Genomic DNA, 15,094 nt, shown 5'->3' on the forward strand with positions numbered 1-15,094 from the left:
CGTCGGCCGCTCGTCGGCATCGGACTGACACGTCATGTCCCCATTGGCGGTTGCTGACCCTGACACTTCCGTATCTTACGTCTCGGTCCACGGCGACCCGGTACGACGACGAAAGAAATGTGCCCCTGACCAGCGAATTCCTCAGCTCACGTGTGCAGGAGTCGTCGAGCAGCTGCCCGGAAGCCCTGCCGACGTACCCCACCTCGGGAGGGAGGACCAATGGACCTACTCACGCAGTTCGAGAGAAGGTCATTGGCGGTTCGACGAATCAGGCACGGAGTCGGGGACGGATCAGGCTAGTTGTTCGATCTTCGCGGCTACTTCCGCACCGGTCAGGGGTTCGCGCGCGATGACGGCGATGGTGTCGTCGCCCGCGATGGTGCCGACGATGTACGACAGGGCCGCGCGGTCCAGGGCGCTGGCCAGGTAGTGGGCCGCGCCGGGCGGGGTGCGCAGGACCGCGATGTTGCCGCTGGCGTCGGTGGAGACCAGCAAGTCGCCGAGCAGTTTGGACAGCCGGTCGGTGCCGCCGGTGACACCGCGGACGGGGCTGCCGTCCTCGGGGACCACGTAGACGCCCGCGCCGCCGTCTGCCGCGCGCAGTTTCACCGCACCGAGTTCGTCGAGGTCCCGCGACAGCGTCGCCTGGGTGGTCTCGATGCCCTCGGCCGCCAGGAGCGCCGCCAGTTCGGTCTGGCTGCGGACCGCGTGCGCCGACAGCAGTTCGACGATGCGCGACTGCCGCCCGGCGCGGGTGCGCGCGATGGCGGGGCCGCTTCTGACCTCGGTCACGCCCCTCCCCCGTATCGTCGCTCCAGCAGCCAGACCAGCAGCGCCTTCTGCGCGTGCAGGCGGTTCTCCGCCTCGTCCCACACCACGCTGTGCGGCCCGTCGAGCACCTCGTCGGTGACCTCTTCGCCACGGTGCGCGGGCAGGCAGTGCAGCACGACCGCGTCCGGCTTCGCGTGCGCGAGCAGCTCGGCGTTGAGCTGGAACGGGCGGAACGGACCCACCCGGTCCAGGCCGTCGTTCTCCTGCCCCATAGACGTCCAGGTATCGGTGACCAGCGCGTCGGCGCCCCACGCGGCGGCGACCGGGTCGCCGGTCACCGTGACGGTCGCGCCGGTCTCGGCGGCCCGCTTGCGCGCGGCCTCCACCACCCACGGCTGCGGCTCGAACCCCGCGGGCGCGGCGATGGTCACGTTCAGACCCGCCGTGGCGCCGCCGAGCAGCAGCGAGTGCGCCATGTTGTTGGCGCCGTCGCCGAAGTAGGCCAGTTCGCGACCGGTCAGGTCGCCCTTGTGCTCGGCGAGGGTCTGCAGGTCCGCGAGCACCTGGCAGGGATGGAACTCGTTGGACAGCGCGTTGACCACCGGCACCGTCGCGGTGGCGGCCATCTCGTCCAGCCGGGACTGCTCGAAGGTGCGCCACACGATGGCGTCCACATACCGAGACAGCACCCGGCCGGTATCGCCGAGCGTCTCCTCCCGGCCCAGCTGGGTGTCGCGGCCGTCGACGACCACCGCGTGCCCGCCGAGCTGGGCGATGCCCATCTCGAAGGAGAACCGGGTGCGGGTGGAGTTCTTCTCGAAGATCACGCCGACGCCGCGCGGACCCTCCAGCGGGCGCCGCGCGAACGGCGACTTCTTGAGTTCGGCCGCGAGGACGAGGATCTCGGCCTGCTCGGCCGGGCTGACATCGTCGTCACGCAGGAAATGCCGCACGGAAGTCATTGCGCCGCAGCTCCTTTCGCGTCAGCGAGCGCGGCGTCGAGGATCCCGGGCAGGTCGGCGACGAAATTGTCGGCCTGGGTCTCGGTGAGCACCAGCGGCGGCGCCAGCCGGATCACGTCGGGCTTGGCCGGGTTGACCAGGTAGCCCGCCTCCCGCGCCCGCGCCTCGACCTGTGCGGACACCTCGTCGGTGAGCACGATGCCCAGCAACAGGCCCGCACCGCGCACCTGATCGATGAGCGGATGCTCGAGCAGTTCGATGCCGTCGCTGAGCCGCTTGCCGACCGACTCGACGTGCGAGAGCAGGTCGGTCTCATCGATCGTGCGCAGCACCGCGAGCGCCGCCGCGGCGCACACGGGATTGCCGCCGAAGGTGGTGCCGTGCATGCCGGGGGTGAGCAGATCGGCCGCCCGCCCGGTGGCCAGCACCGCGCCGATCGGCAGTCCGCCGCCGAGACCCTTGGCCAGGGTGATCACGTCCGGGACGATGCCGACGGCCTGGTGGGCGTAGAACTTCCCGGTCCGGCCGATGCCGGTCTGCACCTCGTCCAGCACCAGCAGCGCACCCTTGCGCGCGGTGATCTCACGCGCCTTGGCCAGGTAGTCGAACGGCGGTACCACCACGCCGCTCTCCCCCATCATCGGCTCGAGGAACACCGCGGCGGTGTCCTCGTCGACCGCGGCCTCCAGCGCCGCGGCGTCGCCGTAGGGCACGTGCACGACGCCGGGCGGCATCGGTTCGAACGGGGTGCGCTTGGACGGCTGCCCGGTGAGGGCGAGCGCGCCCATGGTGCGGCCGTGGAAGGCCTCCTCGCAGGCGACGAGCTTGGGCCGCCCGGTCAGCCGTGCGATCTTGAACGCCGCTTCGACGGCCTCGGTGCCGGAGTTGCAGAAGAACGCCCGGCCTTCGCCGTCGCCGAAGTGCGCGAGCAGCCGCTCGGCCAGCTCGACGACCGGCTCGCTGGCATACAGATTCGACACGTGCCCGAGCGTGCCGAGCTGCTGGGTGACCGCCTCCAGAATCGCCGGGTGCGCGTGCCCGAGGCTGTTGACCGCGATGCCGCCGAGGAAATCGACGTAGCGCTTGCCGTCCGCGTCGTAGACCACGGCTCCCGCGCCGCGGACCAGCGCGACCTTCGGTGTGCCGTAGTTGTTCATCAGCGCGGCGGACCACCGCTGCTGCAGTTCAGCTGTGCTCATTGTTTCGTTCCGTTCGGCGCGCCGGACCCGTTCGGGATGAGCGGGGCGGGCGTCACCATCGTTCCGATTCCTTCTCCGGTGAACAGTTCCAGCAGCACGGCGTGCGGGACCCGGCCGTCGATGACATGCGCGGTCGGCACCCCGGCCGTCACAGCGCGCAGGCAGGCTTCCATCTTGGGCACCATGCCCGCATCGAGGCGTGGGAGCAACTCGTCCAACGCTTTCGTATCGATGCTGGAGGTGAGCGACGAACGGTCCGGCCAGTTCGTGTACAGGCCTTCGACGTCGGTGAGCATCACCAGTTTCTCGGCGCCGATGCCCTCGGCGAGCGCCGCGGCGGCGGTGTCGGCGTTGATGTTGTGCACCACGCCCTCCGCGTCCGGGGCGATGGTCGACACCACGGGAATTCGGCCCGCCCCGATCAGATCCAGCACGGCATCCGGGTTCACCTCGGTGACGTCGCCGACCAGCCCGATGTCGGTGGGCTCGCCGTCGACCTCGACCGTGCGGCGGGTCGCGGTGAACAGCCGGGCGTCCTCACCGGAGATGCCGACCGCGTACGGGCCGTGCGAGTTGATCAGGCCGACCAGCTCGCGGCCGACCTGACCGAACAGGACCATCCGCACCACGTCCATCACCTCGGGTGTGGTCACCCGGAAGCCGCCGCGGAATTCGCCTTGCAGCCCGAGCTTTTTCAGCATCGCGCTGATCTGCGGGCCGCCGCCGTGCACCACCACCGGGTGGACGCCGACCGTGCGCAGGAACGCCATGTCGGCGGCGAAGGCCCGCTTGAGGTCGTCGTCGACCATGGCGTTGCCGCCGTACTTCACGACGACGATCTTGTCCCGGAACTTCTGCAACCACGGCAGGGCGTCGGCCAGGACGTGCGCCTTGTCCAACGCCGAAAGCGTGTGCAGCACATCGCTGGTCATGAGCTGTAGGCCGAGTTCTCTTCGACGTAACCGTGCGAGAGGTCGGTGGTGCGGATGGTCGCACGCGCGGAGCCCACGTTCAGGTCGATCAGCACCTCGATGTCGGCGCCGGACAGATCGACCTCGCGTGCGCCGGGCGCGCCGACGCCATCGATGCACACCGGTTTGCCGTTGAACGACACCGAGATCCGATTCGGGTCCAACGTCACCGGCGCCATGCCGACCGCCGCGAGCACCCGGCCCCAGTTCGGGTCGGATCCGAACAGCGCCGTCTTGACCAAGCTGTCGCGGGCGACGGTGCGCGCCGCGGCCACGGCCTCGTCCTCGGTGACCGCGCCTGCGACGGTGACCAGCACCCGCTTGGTGACGCCCTCGGCGTCGGCCATCAGCTGGGCGGCCAGATCGTCGCAGACCGCGAGCACGGCGGCGTCCAACTCCTCCTGGCTCGGGCTGACCTCGCTCGCGCCGTTGGCCAGCAGCAGGACGGTGTCGTTGGTGGAGCAGGAGCCGTCCACGTCGAGCCGGTCGAAGGTGCGCGCGGTGGCGTTGCGCAGCGCGCGGTCGAGCTGATCGGCGGTCACCGCCGCGTCGGTGGTGAGCACGACCAGCATGGTCGCCAGCGACGGGGCCAGCATGCCCGCGCCCTTCGCCATGCCGCCGACGTTCCACTTGTCGCGGTGGTGGAACGCCGCCTCCTTGGGCACCGTGTCGGTGGTCATGATGGCCCACGCGGCATCAGCGCCGCCGGACAGGCCGCCGCCCATCTCGTGCACGATCTCGGTGACGGCGGGGATCAGTTTGTCCATCGGAAGCCGGTCACCGATGAGCCCGGTGGAGCAGACCGCGATCTCCCCCGCTCCGGTCTCGGTGCCCCAGTTGCTCAGCGCGGCGGCGAGTTCCTCGGCGGTCTTGTGCGTGTCCTGGAATCCGCCCGGGCCGGTGCAGGCGTTGGCGCCGCCGGAGTTCAGGATCACCGCGCGCAGCCGCTTGCCGGTCAGCACCTGCTGCGACCACAGCACCGGAGCGGCCTTCACCTTGTTGCGGGTGAACACGCCCGCGGCCGGGTACTCCGGACCCTCGTTGAACACCAGCGCCAGATCCGGCTTGCCGCTGACCTTGATGCCCGCGGCGATGCCCGCCGCGCGGAAGCCGAGCGGTGCGGTCACGCCCTGGGTGCGGACCAGCTTGCCGCTGGCGGTGTCGGTCGATGTCACGGTGCCACTCCTACGGTGGAAAGTCCTTCGGTCTCCTCGAAGCCGAGGGCCAGGTTCATCGATTGCACCGCGGCGCCCGCGGTGCCCTTGGTCAAGTTGTCGATCGCGCCGATCACCACGAGCACGCCCGCGTCGGCGTCCACGGCCACCTGCAGGGTCACGGCGTTGGAGCCGAGCACCGACCCGGTCTGCGGCAGCGCGCCCTCCGGCAGCAGGTGCACGAAAGGCTCGTCGGCATAGGCTTTTTCGTAGACCGCGCGCGCCTGCGCCGCGTCGACGCGAATCGGTGCGGTGCAGGTGGCCAGGATGCCGCGCGGCATCGGCGCGAGTACCGGCGTGAAGGACACTGTGACGTCCGTGCCGCCTGCCGCCGTGAGGTTCTGCGCGATCTCCGGGGTGTGCCGGTGCGCGCCCGCGATCCCGTAGGCCCGCGCCGAACCCATCACCTCCGACCCCAACAGCCCGATGTCCAGCTTGCGGCCCGCTCCTGAGGTGCCGCTCACCGCGACCACATGCACGGTGGGCTCAACGATGCCGGCGGCGACGGCGGGAGCCAGCGCGAGGCTCGCGACGGTCGGATAGCAGCCGGGGACCGCGATCCGCGTCGCGCCCCGCAGCTTCTCCCGGCCGCCGGGCAGCTCGGGCAAACCGTAGGGCCAGCTGCCCGCGTGCGGGCTGCCGTAGTATTTCTCCCAGGCCTCGGGGTCGGTGAGCCGGAAGTCGGCGCCGCAATCGATGATCACGGTGGACTCGGGCAACTCGGCGGCGATGGCCGCGGACTGGCCGTGCGGCAGGCCGAGGAAGACCACGTCGTGCCCGGCCAGCTCGGCGGCCGTGGTCGGCGCGAGCACCCGATCGGCCAGCGGCAGCAAATGCGGTTGCAGCTCCCCCAGCGGGGTGCCCGCGTTGGAGCCCGCGGTCAGCGCCCCGATGACGAGGCGCCCGGTTCGGTAGGCCGGATGCCCCAGCAGCAGACGCAACACTTCGCCGCCCGCGTACCCGCTGGCACCGGCTACCGCGACCCGCACGGCGGGTCCGCCCGAGGAATCAACCATGTGATGATTATGCATGACTATGCAAGCTCATTCACAGCCTGGTCGCCGGGAGCGGTTCACGACCACCAGATACCCGCCGCGTCGTCACACGAAACGGCGAGCTCGCGGTATCGGTCCCGCGAGCAACGGCGCATTTTTCCGCCGCAGGTCAGCGCAGTAGTTCGGGCGCGATGCCCAGCGTATCCACCAGCCCGGCCTCGCCCCGCGCCGTCACGCGCACGGCGCGCCCGCTACCGATCCGCTTGATCCACGCCAGCTCGATCATGCGGCGGCAGAGTTGCGCGCCCGCCGCGCCGCCCAGATGAACGCGGCGCTCGGTCCAGTCCAGACACGGCCGGACGATCGGCCGTCGCGTGGCGCGCAGCGCGGCGGGGTCGACGCCCATCGGCCCGGTGAGCCACGCCGAGCCGGGCTCCGTCAGCGCGAACCCGCTGTCGCCGCGCAACAAGCCCTGCGCGGTCATGGCGTCGGTGACCGCCACACCCAACCGGCCCGCGAGATGGTCGTAACAGGTGCGGCCACGGGCCAGCGCGGCGGCGGCGGTCGCGGTGCGCAGTCCGGTCGCCGGGGCGGCGGGCGGGCCGACATGGGCGACCATGGCCTCGAGCAGGTCCGCTACCCGGGGCCCGGCCAGCCGCAGGTAGCGGTGCCTGCCCTGCCGATGCTCGAGCACCAACCCGCCGTCGCGCAGCCGGTCCAGGTGTTGTGTCGCGGTGGACGGCGCGACACCGGTATGGCGCGCGAGTTCGCCCGCGGTCCAGGCCCGTCCGTCCAGCAGCGCGAGGCAGATGTCGGCGCGGGTGCGGTCGGCGAGCAGAGCGGCCAGGCCCGCCAGTTCGGCTCCTCGATCGGACATCACCTCATCATGGCGCGTCGTCGTTTCGGCGGGCGCCGAAACGTCCCGTGGCTACGGTCGCGGCATGACTTCGTCTTCTCCGGCGGCGCCCGCGCCGACCAAGTTCGAGATCTTCCGCGCTTTGCACCACCGCGACCTGCCCCTGGTGCTGCCGAACGCCTGGGATTTCGCCTCGGCGGCGTTGCTGGCGACCGAGGGATTCCCGGCGATCGGCACCACCAGCCTGGGCGTGGCCGCCGCGGCGGGGCTCGCCGACGGTGCGGGCGTCACGAAGGCGGAGACCTTCGATGCCGCCCGGCGCCTGGGCCGGCTGCCCATCCCGATCACCGTCGACATCGAGGGCGGGTTCGACGAGCGGCCCGAAGCGGTCGCCGATTTCGCCGGACAACTCGCCGCCTGCGGGATCGCGGGTATCAACCTCGAAGATGGCCGCGCGGGTTCCGCTCTGGCCGACCCACGGCACCAAGCCGCGCTGATCGGCGCGATCAAGGACCGCACGCCACAGCTGTTCGTCAATGCCCGCGTCGACACCTACTGGCTCGGCCTCGACCACGGCTCCACGCATGAGCGTGCGCGGCGCTACGCCGCGGCCGGAGCCGACGGCGTGTTCGTGCCAGGCGTGGCCGACCCGGCCCGCGTCGAGCGGATCGTCGCGGCGACCGAGCTGCCGGTGAACGTCCTCTATTCGGCCACCGGCCCCGGCATCGCGACGCTGGCAGACCTGGGTGTCCGCCGGATCAGCACCGGATCGCTGCTCTACCGCGCCGCGCTGTCGGCCGCGGTGGACGTGGCCCGCGCCGTGCGGCACGACGCTCCCGTCGCGCCGGGCATCGTCAGCTATTCCGACATCCAACGCCTGCTGCCTGACAAGTGAGTCCGCCCGATGCCGCGGTGCCGGAAATTGGGCGGAAAATATTCCGCGCTCGCTGTCGATACGCCGGTCGTCCGTTCGTGTACGTGGTGAGACCGGCGCCGCGCCGGTCGCGGAAGGAGCGGAGATGAGCAAGATCATCGCGGTGGAGCATCTGAGCTTGGACGGCGTCATGCAGGCGCCCGGCCGGGCGGATGAGGACAGCAGGGACGGATTCGCCCACGGCGGCTGGGCACACCGGCACGACGACCCGGTGCAGGCGGAGGTCATGGGCAGGCATATGGCGGCCAACCGCGGCGCGCTGCTGCTCGGCAGGCGCACCTACGAGGATTTCGCGGGATACTGGCCGCGACAGGTCGGCGATCCGATGGCCGAGGCGCTGGACAAGACCGAGAAGATCGTCGCCTCTCGCACCGGAAGCGGGCCGCTGGCCTGGCAGAATTCGATCTGGCTCGGCGGCGACGCGGCGACGGCGGTGCCCGGAATACAGCGGCGGCAGCCGGACCGGAACCTGGTGGTACTCGGCAGCGGTGACCTGTTGCGCTCTCTGATGCGTCACGATCTCGTGGACGAGTACCTATTGCTGACCCACCCGCTGGTGCTCGGCACCGGTCGCCGCCTGTTCGACGGCGTGGGGCCGGTCGGCCTGCGGTCGGTCGACACCGTGGTGACCGGCACCGGTGTCGTCATCACCACCTACCGGCGTGCGTGAGGGAGGACGACGGAATGAAGAACTATCTGCTCGGCATCTACCAGCCCGACGATGGCGTGCCGGACAACCTGGACGAGATCATGCGCGATCTCGCGGCGCTGAACGACGCGATGCGGGCGGCGGGAGCCTGGGTGTTCGCGGCGGGCCTGCACGCGCCGAGCACCGCCACCGTGCTGCGCGCCGAAGGCGACGACATGCTGATCACCGATGGCCCGTATGTCGAGGGCAAGGAGCACATCGGCGGGTTCACCGTCATCCGCGCCGCCGATCTCGACGAGGCTCTGGAATGGGGCCGCAGGCTCGCCGCCGTCGTCACTCTGCCCATCGAAGTCCGTCCGATCCGAGACGAATAGATGAGCGAGGCCGTGACCGGCTCGGTGATCGAAGCGGTGTTCGCCGAGCACTACGGCCGTGCGGTGGCGAGCCTGATCCGCGTGTTCGGGGACATCGGCGTCGCCGAGGACGCGGTGCAGGACGCGTTCGCCGCCGCCGTCCAGCGCTGGCCCGCCGACGGTGTCCCGCCGAGCCCGCCCGGCTGGATCATCACCACCGCGCGCAACCGGGCGATCGACCGCCTGCGCCGCGATGCCTCCCGGGCGGACCGGCACGCGCAGGCCAGGCTCCTGCATGCCGAGGACGAACCGTTGGAGCCCGTGAGCGCCGTGCGCGACGACCGCCTCCGGTTGATCTTCACCTGCTGCCACCCAGCCCTCGCGCAACAGGCGCGGGTGGCACTGACCCTGCGGCTGCTCGGCGGGTTGGGCACCGCCGAGATCGCCCGCGCATTCCTGGTCTCGGAAGCGACCATGGCGCAACGCTTGGTGCGCGCCAAAGGCAAGATCCGGGATGCCCGCATTCCCTACCGGGTGCCCGCCGACGCCGAGCTGCCCGCCCGGCTGCGCGCGGTACTCGCCGTCGTGTATCTGATCTTCACCGAGGGGCACACCGCCTCCTCCGGCGCGCGGCTGGTCCGGGCCGACCTCTGCGCCGAGGCGATCCGCCTCGGGCGCTTGCTGGCAGAGCTGATGCCGGACGAGCCCGAGGTGACCGGACTGCTCGCGCTGATGCTGCTGAGCGAGTCCCGCCGCGCCGCCCGCACGGGTGCCGACGGCTCTCTCGTCCCGCTCGCGGAGCAGGATCGCAGCCGGTGGGACCGCGACCTCGTCGCCGAAGGACACGCACTCGTCCGGCAGTGCCTGCGCCGCAACCAGCCGGGGCAATACCAGCTGCAGGCGGCGATCAACGCGGTGCATGCCGACGCACCCACCGCCGCGGCCACCGACTGGACCCAGATCCTGCGGCTCTACGACCAGCTCGCCGCACTCGCGCCGAGTCCGATCGTCGCGCTCAATCGCGCGGTGGCGGTCGCCGAAATACACGGTCCGGCAACGGCCTTGACACAGGTGGACGCCCTGCCCCTGGCGGGGTACCACCTGTTCCATGCCATCCGCGCCGACCTGTTGACCCGGCTCGGCAGCACCGAGGAGGCCACCGCCGCCTACGACGCCGCCATCGCCCGCACCGACAATGCCGCCGAGCGCAGTTTCCTGGCGCGTCGGCGCGCCGACCTCGGTGGGCAACCACGCCGGAGCGATTGACGGCGCGCCACGCCGGGCGGCTGCCACCACCGCCGCCCAGCTGGCCGCCGCCGGACTCGGCACCGCACTCGTGCCGACCAGCGCGCTGACGGCCACGTTCTCCGGCGCCGTCCGCAGCCTGCGTCCGCCCCTGGTGCGCGAGGTCGTCTGCCTCACCGCCACCCCGGGCGATCCTCTCGTCCGCCGATTCCTGGAAGACCTGCGCCGGCGCGGTGTCCCGGTCCCGAGCCCGATCGCCGTCCAGTTGACGGCACGGGAGTGAGGCGGCGGCGCCGGGTCAGTGCTTGCGCACCACGCGTTCGCCTTCGCCCGGTTTCCAGATGGTGATGTCGAGGTGGTCGCCCGCGACCTCCACTGTCGACGCGCCGGTGAGATCGGCGACGTAGAAGTGGTCGAACTGTTGGCCCCTGATGTCGAACCCGGTCTGGTCGAACAGGTGCTGAGCGAAGCGAACGTGCACGTCGCGGTCAGGAAGCTCGACGACCGTGCCGAAGAGTTTGGCGTCGCCGTCGGAAACGTTCGTGTCCACCGTGGCGGTGTGCAGGCAGAAGCGCGGATCGCGCGCCAGATCGCGGAACTTGGTCGTGCCCGGCATCCCCGCGATCACCAGGAGCCCATCGAAGACGCGCGGCTCGATCGGACTGATCCGTGGATATCCGTCCGAACGGATGGTGCCGAGCATGCAGAGATTGCCCGCCGCGCGGTGCCTGCGCAGGAAGATCTCGGCGATGTGCGGCGCTTCTTCGGTGAACCGGCTCCAAGTGGTCATACCGGCGACGGTACGGCGAATACTTGCCATCTCCTGTCCGGGTTTCCGGCTAGTGTCGCCTACGTGCGAGCGAGTCGACTGGTGCAGCTGCTCTTGCTGTTGCAGACGCGGGGCAGGCTCACCGCGCCCGAACTGGCCAGGGAACTGGAGGTGTCGGTGCGCACCGTCTACCGCGACGTCGAGGCCCTCTCGTCGGCCGGTGTCCCGGTCTACAGCGAGCCGGGCCGGGCCGGTGGCGTGCGGCTGGTCGACGGCTACCGCACCCGGCTCACCGGCCTCACCACCGACGAAGCCGACGCGGTGCTGCTGACCGGTCTGCCCGGTGCAGCCGCCGATCTCGGGCTCGGCACCGTGCTGGCCACCGCGCAGTTGAAGGTGCTCGCCGCGCTGCCGCCGGAACTGCGCGGGCGGGCGACGCGCATCGCCGAACGTGTGCTCGTCGACGCGCCGGGCTGGTTCCACCGGCCGGACGCGACGCCGATGCTCGCGACGATCGCCGACGCGCTCTGGCACGACCGCAGGCTGCGGGTGCGCTACCGCCGCAACGACAAAGTGGTCGAGCGCCTGCTCGACCCGCTCGGTCTGGTGCTCAAGGCGGGCACCTGGTATCTGGTGGCGCGCAGCGGGTCCACACCGCGCTCGTACCGGGTCGGCCGGATACTCGCCGCCGAGCCGACCGGCGAAACCTTCTCCCGCCCAGCGCAATTCGATCTGCGCACACATTGGTCCGAGGCCGCCGACGAATTCGCGCGCTCGATGCTGCGCGTGCGGGCGCGCTGCCGGATCGCCGCCACCCACCTGCGCCTGCTGCGGCTGACGAACGATCCGGCGGCGGTCGCGGAGGCACTGGCCTCGGCGGGACCGCCCGATGCCGAAGGGTGGGTCGAGGTGGTGGTTCCGTCGGAGTCCTACGACGTGCTCGCCCACGGCCTGCTGCCGCTCGGCGAGCACGTCGAGGTTCTGGACCCACCGCAGTTGCGCGCGCGACTCGCGGCGACCGCCGCCGCCATGCACGCGCGCTACTCCGGGAAGTAGTTCCTATGTCACCTGATGCCGAAATCCCCCTGACCGGAGGACGAATCACCCCCGGCGTGGTCCGCGTCGGCGACACAGTGCGACGACCCGCCACCGCCTCGTCGGCCTTCGTCGCCGAACTGCTCACGCACCTCCCGCAAGTCCGTTTCGCCGGCGCACCGCGTTATCTCGGAATCGACGACACCGGCCGCGATACCTTCACCTACCTGCCCGGATGGGTGCCCGCCAGGTTCCAGCGCTGGACGGACACCCAGGTCGCCGCGGCAGGGGCCCTGCTCCGTTCGCTCCACGACGCGACCCGCGACAGCGGCCTCACGGCAGGCAGGCCGGTCGTCTGCCACCACGACCCCGGCCCCAACAACACCGTCTTCCGGAATGCCCGACCGGTCGCCTTCATCGATTTCGACACCGCCGCCCCCGGCGACCCGCTCGAAGACTTCGGATACCTGGCCTGGACGTGGTGCGTCTCCTCGAAGCCCGACGCACCACCCGCCCCCGCCCAGGCAGCCCAGGTGCGAATCCTCACCGACGCCTACGGCCTCACCAATGCCGAGCGAGCCAACGTCGTCGACGCGATGCTCGACCGCCAGATCCGCAACGCCCACTGGTGGACAGCACAGCTGGCCGACCCCGGCCATCGCGGCACCAGCCCCGAGCAGGTCGCCTCCCGCATCGCCTGGTCCGAACGGGAACAGGCCTACACCAGCGCCCACCGCGCCGCCTTCGAAGCGGCACTCCGGTACGACGGATGATCCGGGTCTCGAGCGTGCCGCCGCACCGACATTCGACCCGGGAAAGCCCGGCGGGACAAGCGGATCCGCCGAGGTCCATCGACGGATGGACCACTCACCGGCCGTGCGCGGCCGCCGGGTGGTGTCCGGCCCGGTCAGCCCTGTGGACGAGTGGGCCGGATCAGCGCAGCGTGCGGAAGAACTCGCGCACGTCCGCGAGCAGCAGATCCGGCGCCTCCATCGCCGCGAAATGCCCGCCGCGGTCGAACTCGGTCCACCGGACGATGTTGTGCGCGTCTTCGGCGAGTTTGCGGACGGACATGTCGCCAGGGAAGATCGCCGCCGCGGTCGGCACATCGGACTTCCGCGTCGGCGCGCCCCAGACCGCGGATTCGCTGTAGAGCCGCAGCGAGGAGGCGAAGGTTCCGGTGAACCAGTACAGGCTGACGTTGGTCAGCAGCGCGTCCCGGTCCACCGCGTCGTCGGGCAGCTCGATCGCCGGGTTGGTGTACTGCCGGAACAGGTCGGCGATCCAAGCCAGCAGCCCGGCGGGTGAGTCCTGGAGGCCGATCGCGAGCGTCTGCGGACGGTTCGCCTGCACGGTCGCGTAGTCGTAGCGGGCATAGCTGTCCGGACCGGTCATCGTGTCCAGCTTCGCCTGATCCGCCGCGGACCATTCCGCCTGAGCCACGTATTCGTCCGGGCCGCCGGAGTTTTCGGCGTCGCCGTCCCAGGATGGAATCGTGATCGGACCGTTCACGTGCAGGCCTACCAAATGCTCGGGGTCGATATGGCCCAGTTGGGCGGCGACGAAGTACCCCGCGTCGCCGCCCTGCACGCCGTAGCGGTGGTAGCCCAGACGCGCCATGAGTGCCGCGACCACCTCCGCGAACCGCTCGGTCGAGCCCGCACCCGGGTCCGGGGCCACCGTGGAGAACGCGAAACCCGGCAGCGAGGGCACAACCACGTGGAACGCGTCGGCCGGGTCGCCGCCGTGTGCGCGCGGATCGCTCAGCGGTCCGAGCAACTCCAGGAACTCGACGAACGACGCGGGCCAGCCGTGCCCGAGCACCAGCGGCATGGCATCCGGCTCCGGCGAGCGCAGGTGCAGAAAGTGCACCTGCTGCCCCTCGATGTCGGTGACGAACTGCGGCAGCTCGTTCAGCTCCGCTTCCACTGCGCGCCAATCGAATTCGGTACGCCAGTACTCGGCCAGCGGTCGCAGGTAGGACACTCGCATGCCCTTGTCCCATCCGGCGCCGGGCAGGTCGCTCGGCCACGACGTGCCTGCGAGGCGCCGGCGCAGATCGTCGATCTGCTCCTGCGGGATGGCGATGCGGAAGGGGCGAATGTCCGGTTCGGTAGTCATATCGGCCACGGTAGGAAGGGCTTAGGACGGGAGCGTTCCTAACTTCCGGGCATGCTGGCGTCATGCTGGAAACGTCGGCCCGCCTGCTCGCCCTGCTGACTCTGCTGCAGACCCGTCCGGACCGGACGGGCACCGAACTGGCCGAACGGCTCGGCGTCACCGGCCGCACCGTTCGCCGCGACGTCGACCGGCTGCGCGAGCTGGGCTACCCGATCCATGCCACCCGCGGCGCAGCGGGCTACCGGCTGGGCGCGGGGACAGCGCTGCCGCCGCTGCTGCTCGACGACGACGAAGCGGTCGCGGTGGCGGTCGGGCTGCGCGGCGGTACCGTGACCGGGCTCGAAGAGGCATCGCTGCGCGCGCTGACCAAACTGGAGCAGGTGCTCCCGCCGCGCTTGCGGCACCGGATCCGCACCCTGCGCGGCGCCACCTTGCGCGTCGGCGCACCGGCGCCGCAGGTCGATCCGGACACGCTCATGGCCATCGCCGAAACGTGCCAGCGCCACGAACGGCTCCGGTTCGACTACCGCGCGCACAACGGCGCGCTCGGCCCGCGCACCGTCGAGCCGCACACCCTCGTGCACTTCAGCAGGCATTGGTACCTGGTCGCCTGGGATGTCGACCGCACCGACTGGCGCACCTTCCGGGTGGACCGGATGACCCCGCGGATTCCGACCGGGCCGCGCTTCACGCCCCGGGAGCCGCCGGAAGGCGATGTCGTGGCATATCTTTCGATGCGGCTGTCGGCCCACTCGTGGCCGTATCAGGCGACGGTGCTGCTGCACCGATCGGCCGACGACGCCGCCGGACGCGTCTGGCCCGGTGCGGGCGTCGTGGAAGCCGTCGACGAGCACAGCTGCCGCCTGCATGTCGGCAGCGAGACGCCCGAACAGCTGGTCTGGATGATCACCTCGGTCGATCTCGACTTCACCGTGCTCACCGGCCCACCGGAACTCCTCGACGCGCTCCGCGCCCAGGCCGCCCGCTGCGAGCGCGCGGTACGCGACTTCGCGCCGTAGC

Annotated in this window: 17 protein-coding genes; 8 read left to right on the top strand and 9 right to left on the bottom strand. The window is 70.8% G+C overall.

Annotated features, from left to right (window positions below; genetic code table 11):
- Positions 1-291: 291 nt before the first annotated feature.
- The 7 genes from ACIHAX_RS22245 to ACIHAX_RS22275 form a co-directional block, all read right to left on the bottom strand.
- Positions 292-792, bottom strand: a complete 501-nt coding sequence (locus tag ACIHAX_RS22245) for an arginine repressor (RefSeq protein WP_397279339.1) — start codon at positions 790-792, stop codon at positions 292-294.
- Entirely contained in the window at positions 789-1,733 is a 945-nt protein-coding gene (gene argF, locus ACIHAX_RS22250; protein ID WP_364430250.1) for an ornithine carbamoyltransferase, read from the bottom strand. Before argF ends, ACIHAX_RS22245 begins: the two co-directional genes overlap by 4 nt.
- Entirely contained in the window at positions 1,730-2,932 is a 1,203-nt protein-coding gene (locus tag ACIHAX_RS22255; RefSeq protein ID WP_356968995.1) for an acetylornithine transaminase, read from the bottom strand. The genes argF and ACIHAX_RS22255 overlap by 4 nt, the downstream gene beginning before the upstream one ends.
- Positions 2,929-3,864: an acetylglutamate kinase gene (gene argB / locus ACIHAX_RS22260; RefSeq protein WP_397279342.1), complete on the bottom strand. Its 936-nt coding sequence runs from the start codon at positions 3,862-3,864 to the stop codon at positions 2,929-2,931. Before argB ends, ACIHAX_RS22255 begins: the two co-directional genes overlap by 4 nt.
- The gene (gene argJ, locus ACIHAX_RS22265) at positions 3,861-5,078 is read right to left on the bottom strand and encodes a bifunctional glutamate N-acetyltransferase/amino-acid acetyltransferase ArgJ (protein WP_355080694.1); all 1,218 of its coding nucleotides are present in this window, start codon (positions 5,076-5,078) and stop codon (positions 3,861-3,863) included. The genes argB and argJ overlap by 4 nt, the downstream gene beginning before the upstream one ends.
- The gene (gene argC / locus ACIHAX_RS22270) at positions 5,075-6,133 is read right to left on the bottom strand and encodes an N-acetyl-gamma-glutamyl-phosphate reductase (protein WP_356968990.1); all 1,059 of its coding nucleotides are present in this window, start codon (positions 6,131-6,133) and stop codon (positions 5,075-5,077) included. Before argC ends, argJ begins: the two co-directional genes overlap by 4 nt.
- Positions 6,134-6,281: 148 nt before the next feature.
- Positions 6,282-6,989: an ArsR/SmtB family transcription factor gene (locus ACIHAX_RS22275; RefSeq protein WP_397279344.1), complete on the bottom strand. Its 708-nt coding sequence runs from the start codon at positions 6,987-6,989 to the stop codon at positions 6,282-6,284.
- A gap of 64 nt (positions 6,990-7,053) precedes the next feature.
- On the opposite strand from ACIHAX_RS22275, the gene ACIHAX_RS22280 reads away from it, so the two are divergent.
- The 5 genes from ACIHAX_RS22280 to ACIHAX_RS22300 all read left to right on the top strand — a co-directional run bounded on the left by ACIHAX_RS22280 (position 7,054) and on the right by ACIHAX_RS22300 (position 10,432).
- Positions 7,054-7,863: an isocitrate lyase/phosphoenolpyruvate mutase family protein gene (locus ACIHAX_RS22280; RefSeq protein ID WP_356968986.1), complete on the top strand. Its 810-nt coding sequence runs from the start codon at positions 7,054-7,056 to the stop codon at positions 7,861-7,863.
- A gap of 124 nt (positions 7,864-7,987) precedes the next feature.
- Positions 7,988-8,572, top strand: a complete 585-nt coding sequence (locus ACIHAX_RS22285; protein WP_364430265.1) for a dihydrofolate reductase family protein — start codon at positions 7,988-7,990, stop codon at positions 8,570-8,572.
- A 14-nt stretch (positions 8,573-8,586) separates the two neighbouring features.
- Positions 8,587-8,925 carry a YciI family protein gene (locus ACIHAX_RS22290; RefSeq protein WP_397279347.1) on the top strand — a complete coding sequence of 113 codons (339 nt, stop codon included), beginning with the start codon at positions 8,587-8,589 and terminating at the stop codon, positions 8,923-8,925.
- Positions 8,926-10,170, top strand: a complete 1,245-nt coding sequence (locus ACIHAX_RS22295; RefSeq protein WP_397279349.1) for an RNA polymerase sigma factor — start codon at positions 8,926-8,928, stop codon at positions 10,168-10,170. It abuts the gene before it with no gap.
- Positions 10,145-10,432, top strand: a complete 288-nt coding sequence (locus ACIHAX_RS22300; protein ID WP_397279351.1) for a hypothetical protein — start codon at positions 10,145-10,147, stop codon at positions 10,430-10,432. Before ACIHAX_RS22295 ends, ACIHAX_RS22300 begins: the two co-directional genes overlap by 26 nt.
- 15 nt (positions 10,433-10,447) lie before the next feature.
- Here the strand turns inward: ACIHAX_RS22300 and ACIHAX_RS22305 are convergent, their stop codons facing one another.
- On the bottom strand, positions 10,448-10,939 hold the full coding sequence (locus tag ACIHAX_RS22305) for a pyridoxamine 5'-phosphate oxidase family protein (RefSeq protein WP_364430280.1): 492 nt from the start codon (positions 10,937-10,939) through the stop codon (positions 10,448-10,450).
- Positions 10,940-11,002: 63 nt separating this feature from the next.
- Between ACIHAX_RS22305 and ACIHAX_RS22310 the strand changes: the two genes are divergently transcribed.
- Both ACIHAX_RS22310 and ACIHAX_RS22315 read left to right on the top strand, forming a co-directional pair.
- Entirely contained in the window at positions 11,003-11,974 is a 972-nt protein-coding gene (locus tag ACIHAX_RS22310; protein ID WP_397279353.1) for a helix-turn-helix transcriptional regulator, read from the top strand.
- Between the two features lie 5 nt (positions 11,975-11,979).
- On the top strand, positions 11,980-12,726 hold the full coding sequence (locus ACIHAX_RS22315; RefSeq protein WP_397279355.1) for an aminoglycoside phosphotransferase family protein: 747 nt from the start codon (positions 11,980-11,982) through the stop codon (positions 12,724-12,726).
- Positions 12,727-12,886: 160 nt separating this feature from the next.
- Here the strand turns inward: ACIHAX_RS22315 and ACIHAX_RS22320 are convergent, their stop codons facing one another.
- Positions 12,887-14,074, bottom strand: coding sequence for an epoxide hydrolase family protein (locus tag ACIHAX_RS22320; RefSeq protein WP_364430289.1), 1,188 nt, complete (start codon positions 14,072-14,074; stop codon positions 12,887-12,889).
- Between the two features lie 62 nt (positions 14,075-14,136).
- On the opposite strand from ACIHAX_RS22320, the gene ACIHAX_RS22325 reads away from it, so the two are divergent.
- Positions 14,137-15,093: a YafY family protein gene (locus ACIHAX_RS22325; RefSeq protein WP_355080669.1), complete on the top strand. Its 957-nt coding sequence runs from the start codon at positions 14,137-14,139 to the stop codon at positions 15,091-15,093.
- Position 15,094 lies beyond the last annotated feature (1 nt).

The sequence above is a fragment of the Nocardia sp. NPDC051929 genome, from assembly GCF_044548645.1.
GTDB classification, from domain to species: domain Bacteria; phylum Actinomycetota; class Actinomycetes; order Mycobacteriales; family Mycobacteriaceae; genus Nocardia; species Nocardia sichangensis.

Coding starts and splice junctions, on each gene's coding strand:
- argF (WP_364430250.1), bottom strand. CDS start 1,733: ATGACTTCCGTGCGGCATTTCCTGCGTGACGACGATGTCAGCCCGGCC.
- ACIHAX_RS22320 (WP_364430289.1), bottom strand. CDS start 14,074: ATGACTACCGAACCGGACATTCGCCCCTTCCGCATCGCCATCCCGCAG.
- ACIHAX_RS22290 (WP_397279347.1), top strand. CDS start 8,587: ATGAAGAACTATCTGCTCGGCATCTACCAGCCCGACGATGGCGTGCCG.
- ACIHAX_RS22280 (WP_356968986.1), top strand. CDS start 7,054: ATGACTTCGTCTTCTCCGGCGGCGCCCGCGCCGACCAAGTTCGAGATC.
- ACIHAX_RS22255 (WP_356968995.1), bottom strand. CDS start 2,932: ATGAGCACAGCTGAACTGCAGCAGCGGTGGTCCGCCGCGCTGATGAAC.
- ACIHAX_RS22295 (WP_397279349.1), top strand. CDS start 8,926: ATGAGCGAGGCCGTGACCGGCTCGGTGATCGAAGCGGTGTTCGCCGAG.
- argC (WP_356968990.1), bottom strand. CDS start 6,133: ATGGTTGATTCCTCGGGCGGACCCGCCGTGCGGGTCGCGGTAGCCGGT.
- ACIHAX_RS22315 (WP_397279355.1), top strand. CDS start 11,980: ATGTCACCTGATGCCGAAATCCCCCTGACCGGAGGACGAATCACCCCC.
- ACIHAX_RS22325 (WP_355080669.1), top strand. CDS start 14,137: ATGCTGGAAACGTCGGCCCGCCTGCTCGCCCTGCTGACTCTGCTGCAG.
- ACIHAX_RS22275 (WP_397279344.1), bottom strand. CDS start 6,989: ATGTCCGATCGAGGAGCCGAACTGGCGGGCCTGGCCGCTCTGCTCGCC.
- ACIHAX_RS22285 (WP_364430265.1), top strand. CDS start 7,988: ATGAGCAAGATCATCGCGGTGGAGCATCTGAGCTTGGACGGCGTCATG.
- ACIHAX_RS22305 (WP_364430280.1), bottom strand. CDS start 10,939: ATGACCACTTGGAGCCGGTTCACCGAAGAAGCGCCGCACATCGCCGAG.
- argB (WP_397279342.1), bottom strand. CDS start 3,864: ATGACCAGCGATGTGCTGCACACGCTTTCGGCGTTGGACAAGGCGCAC.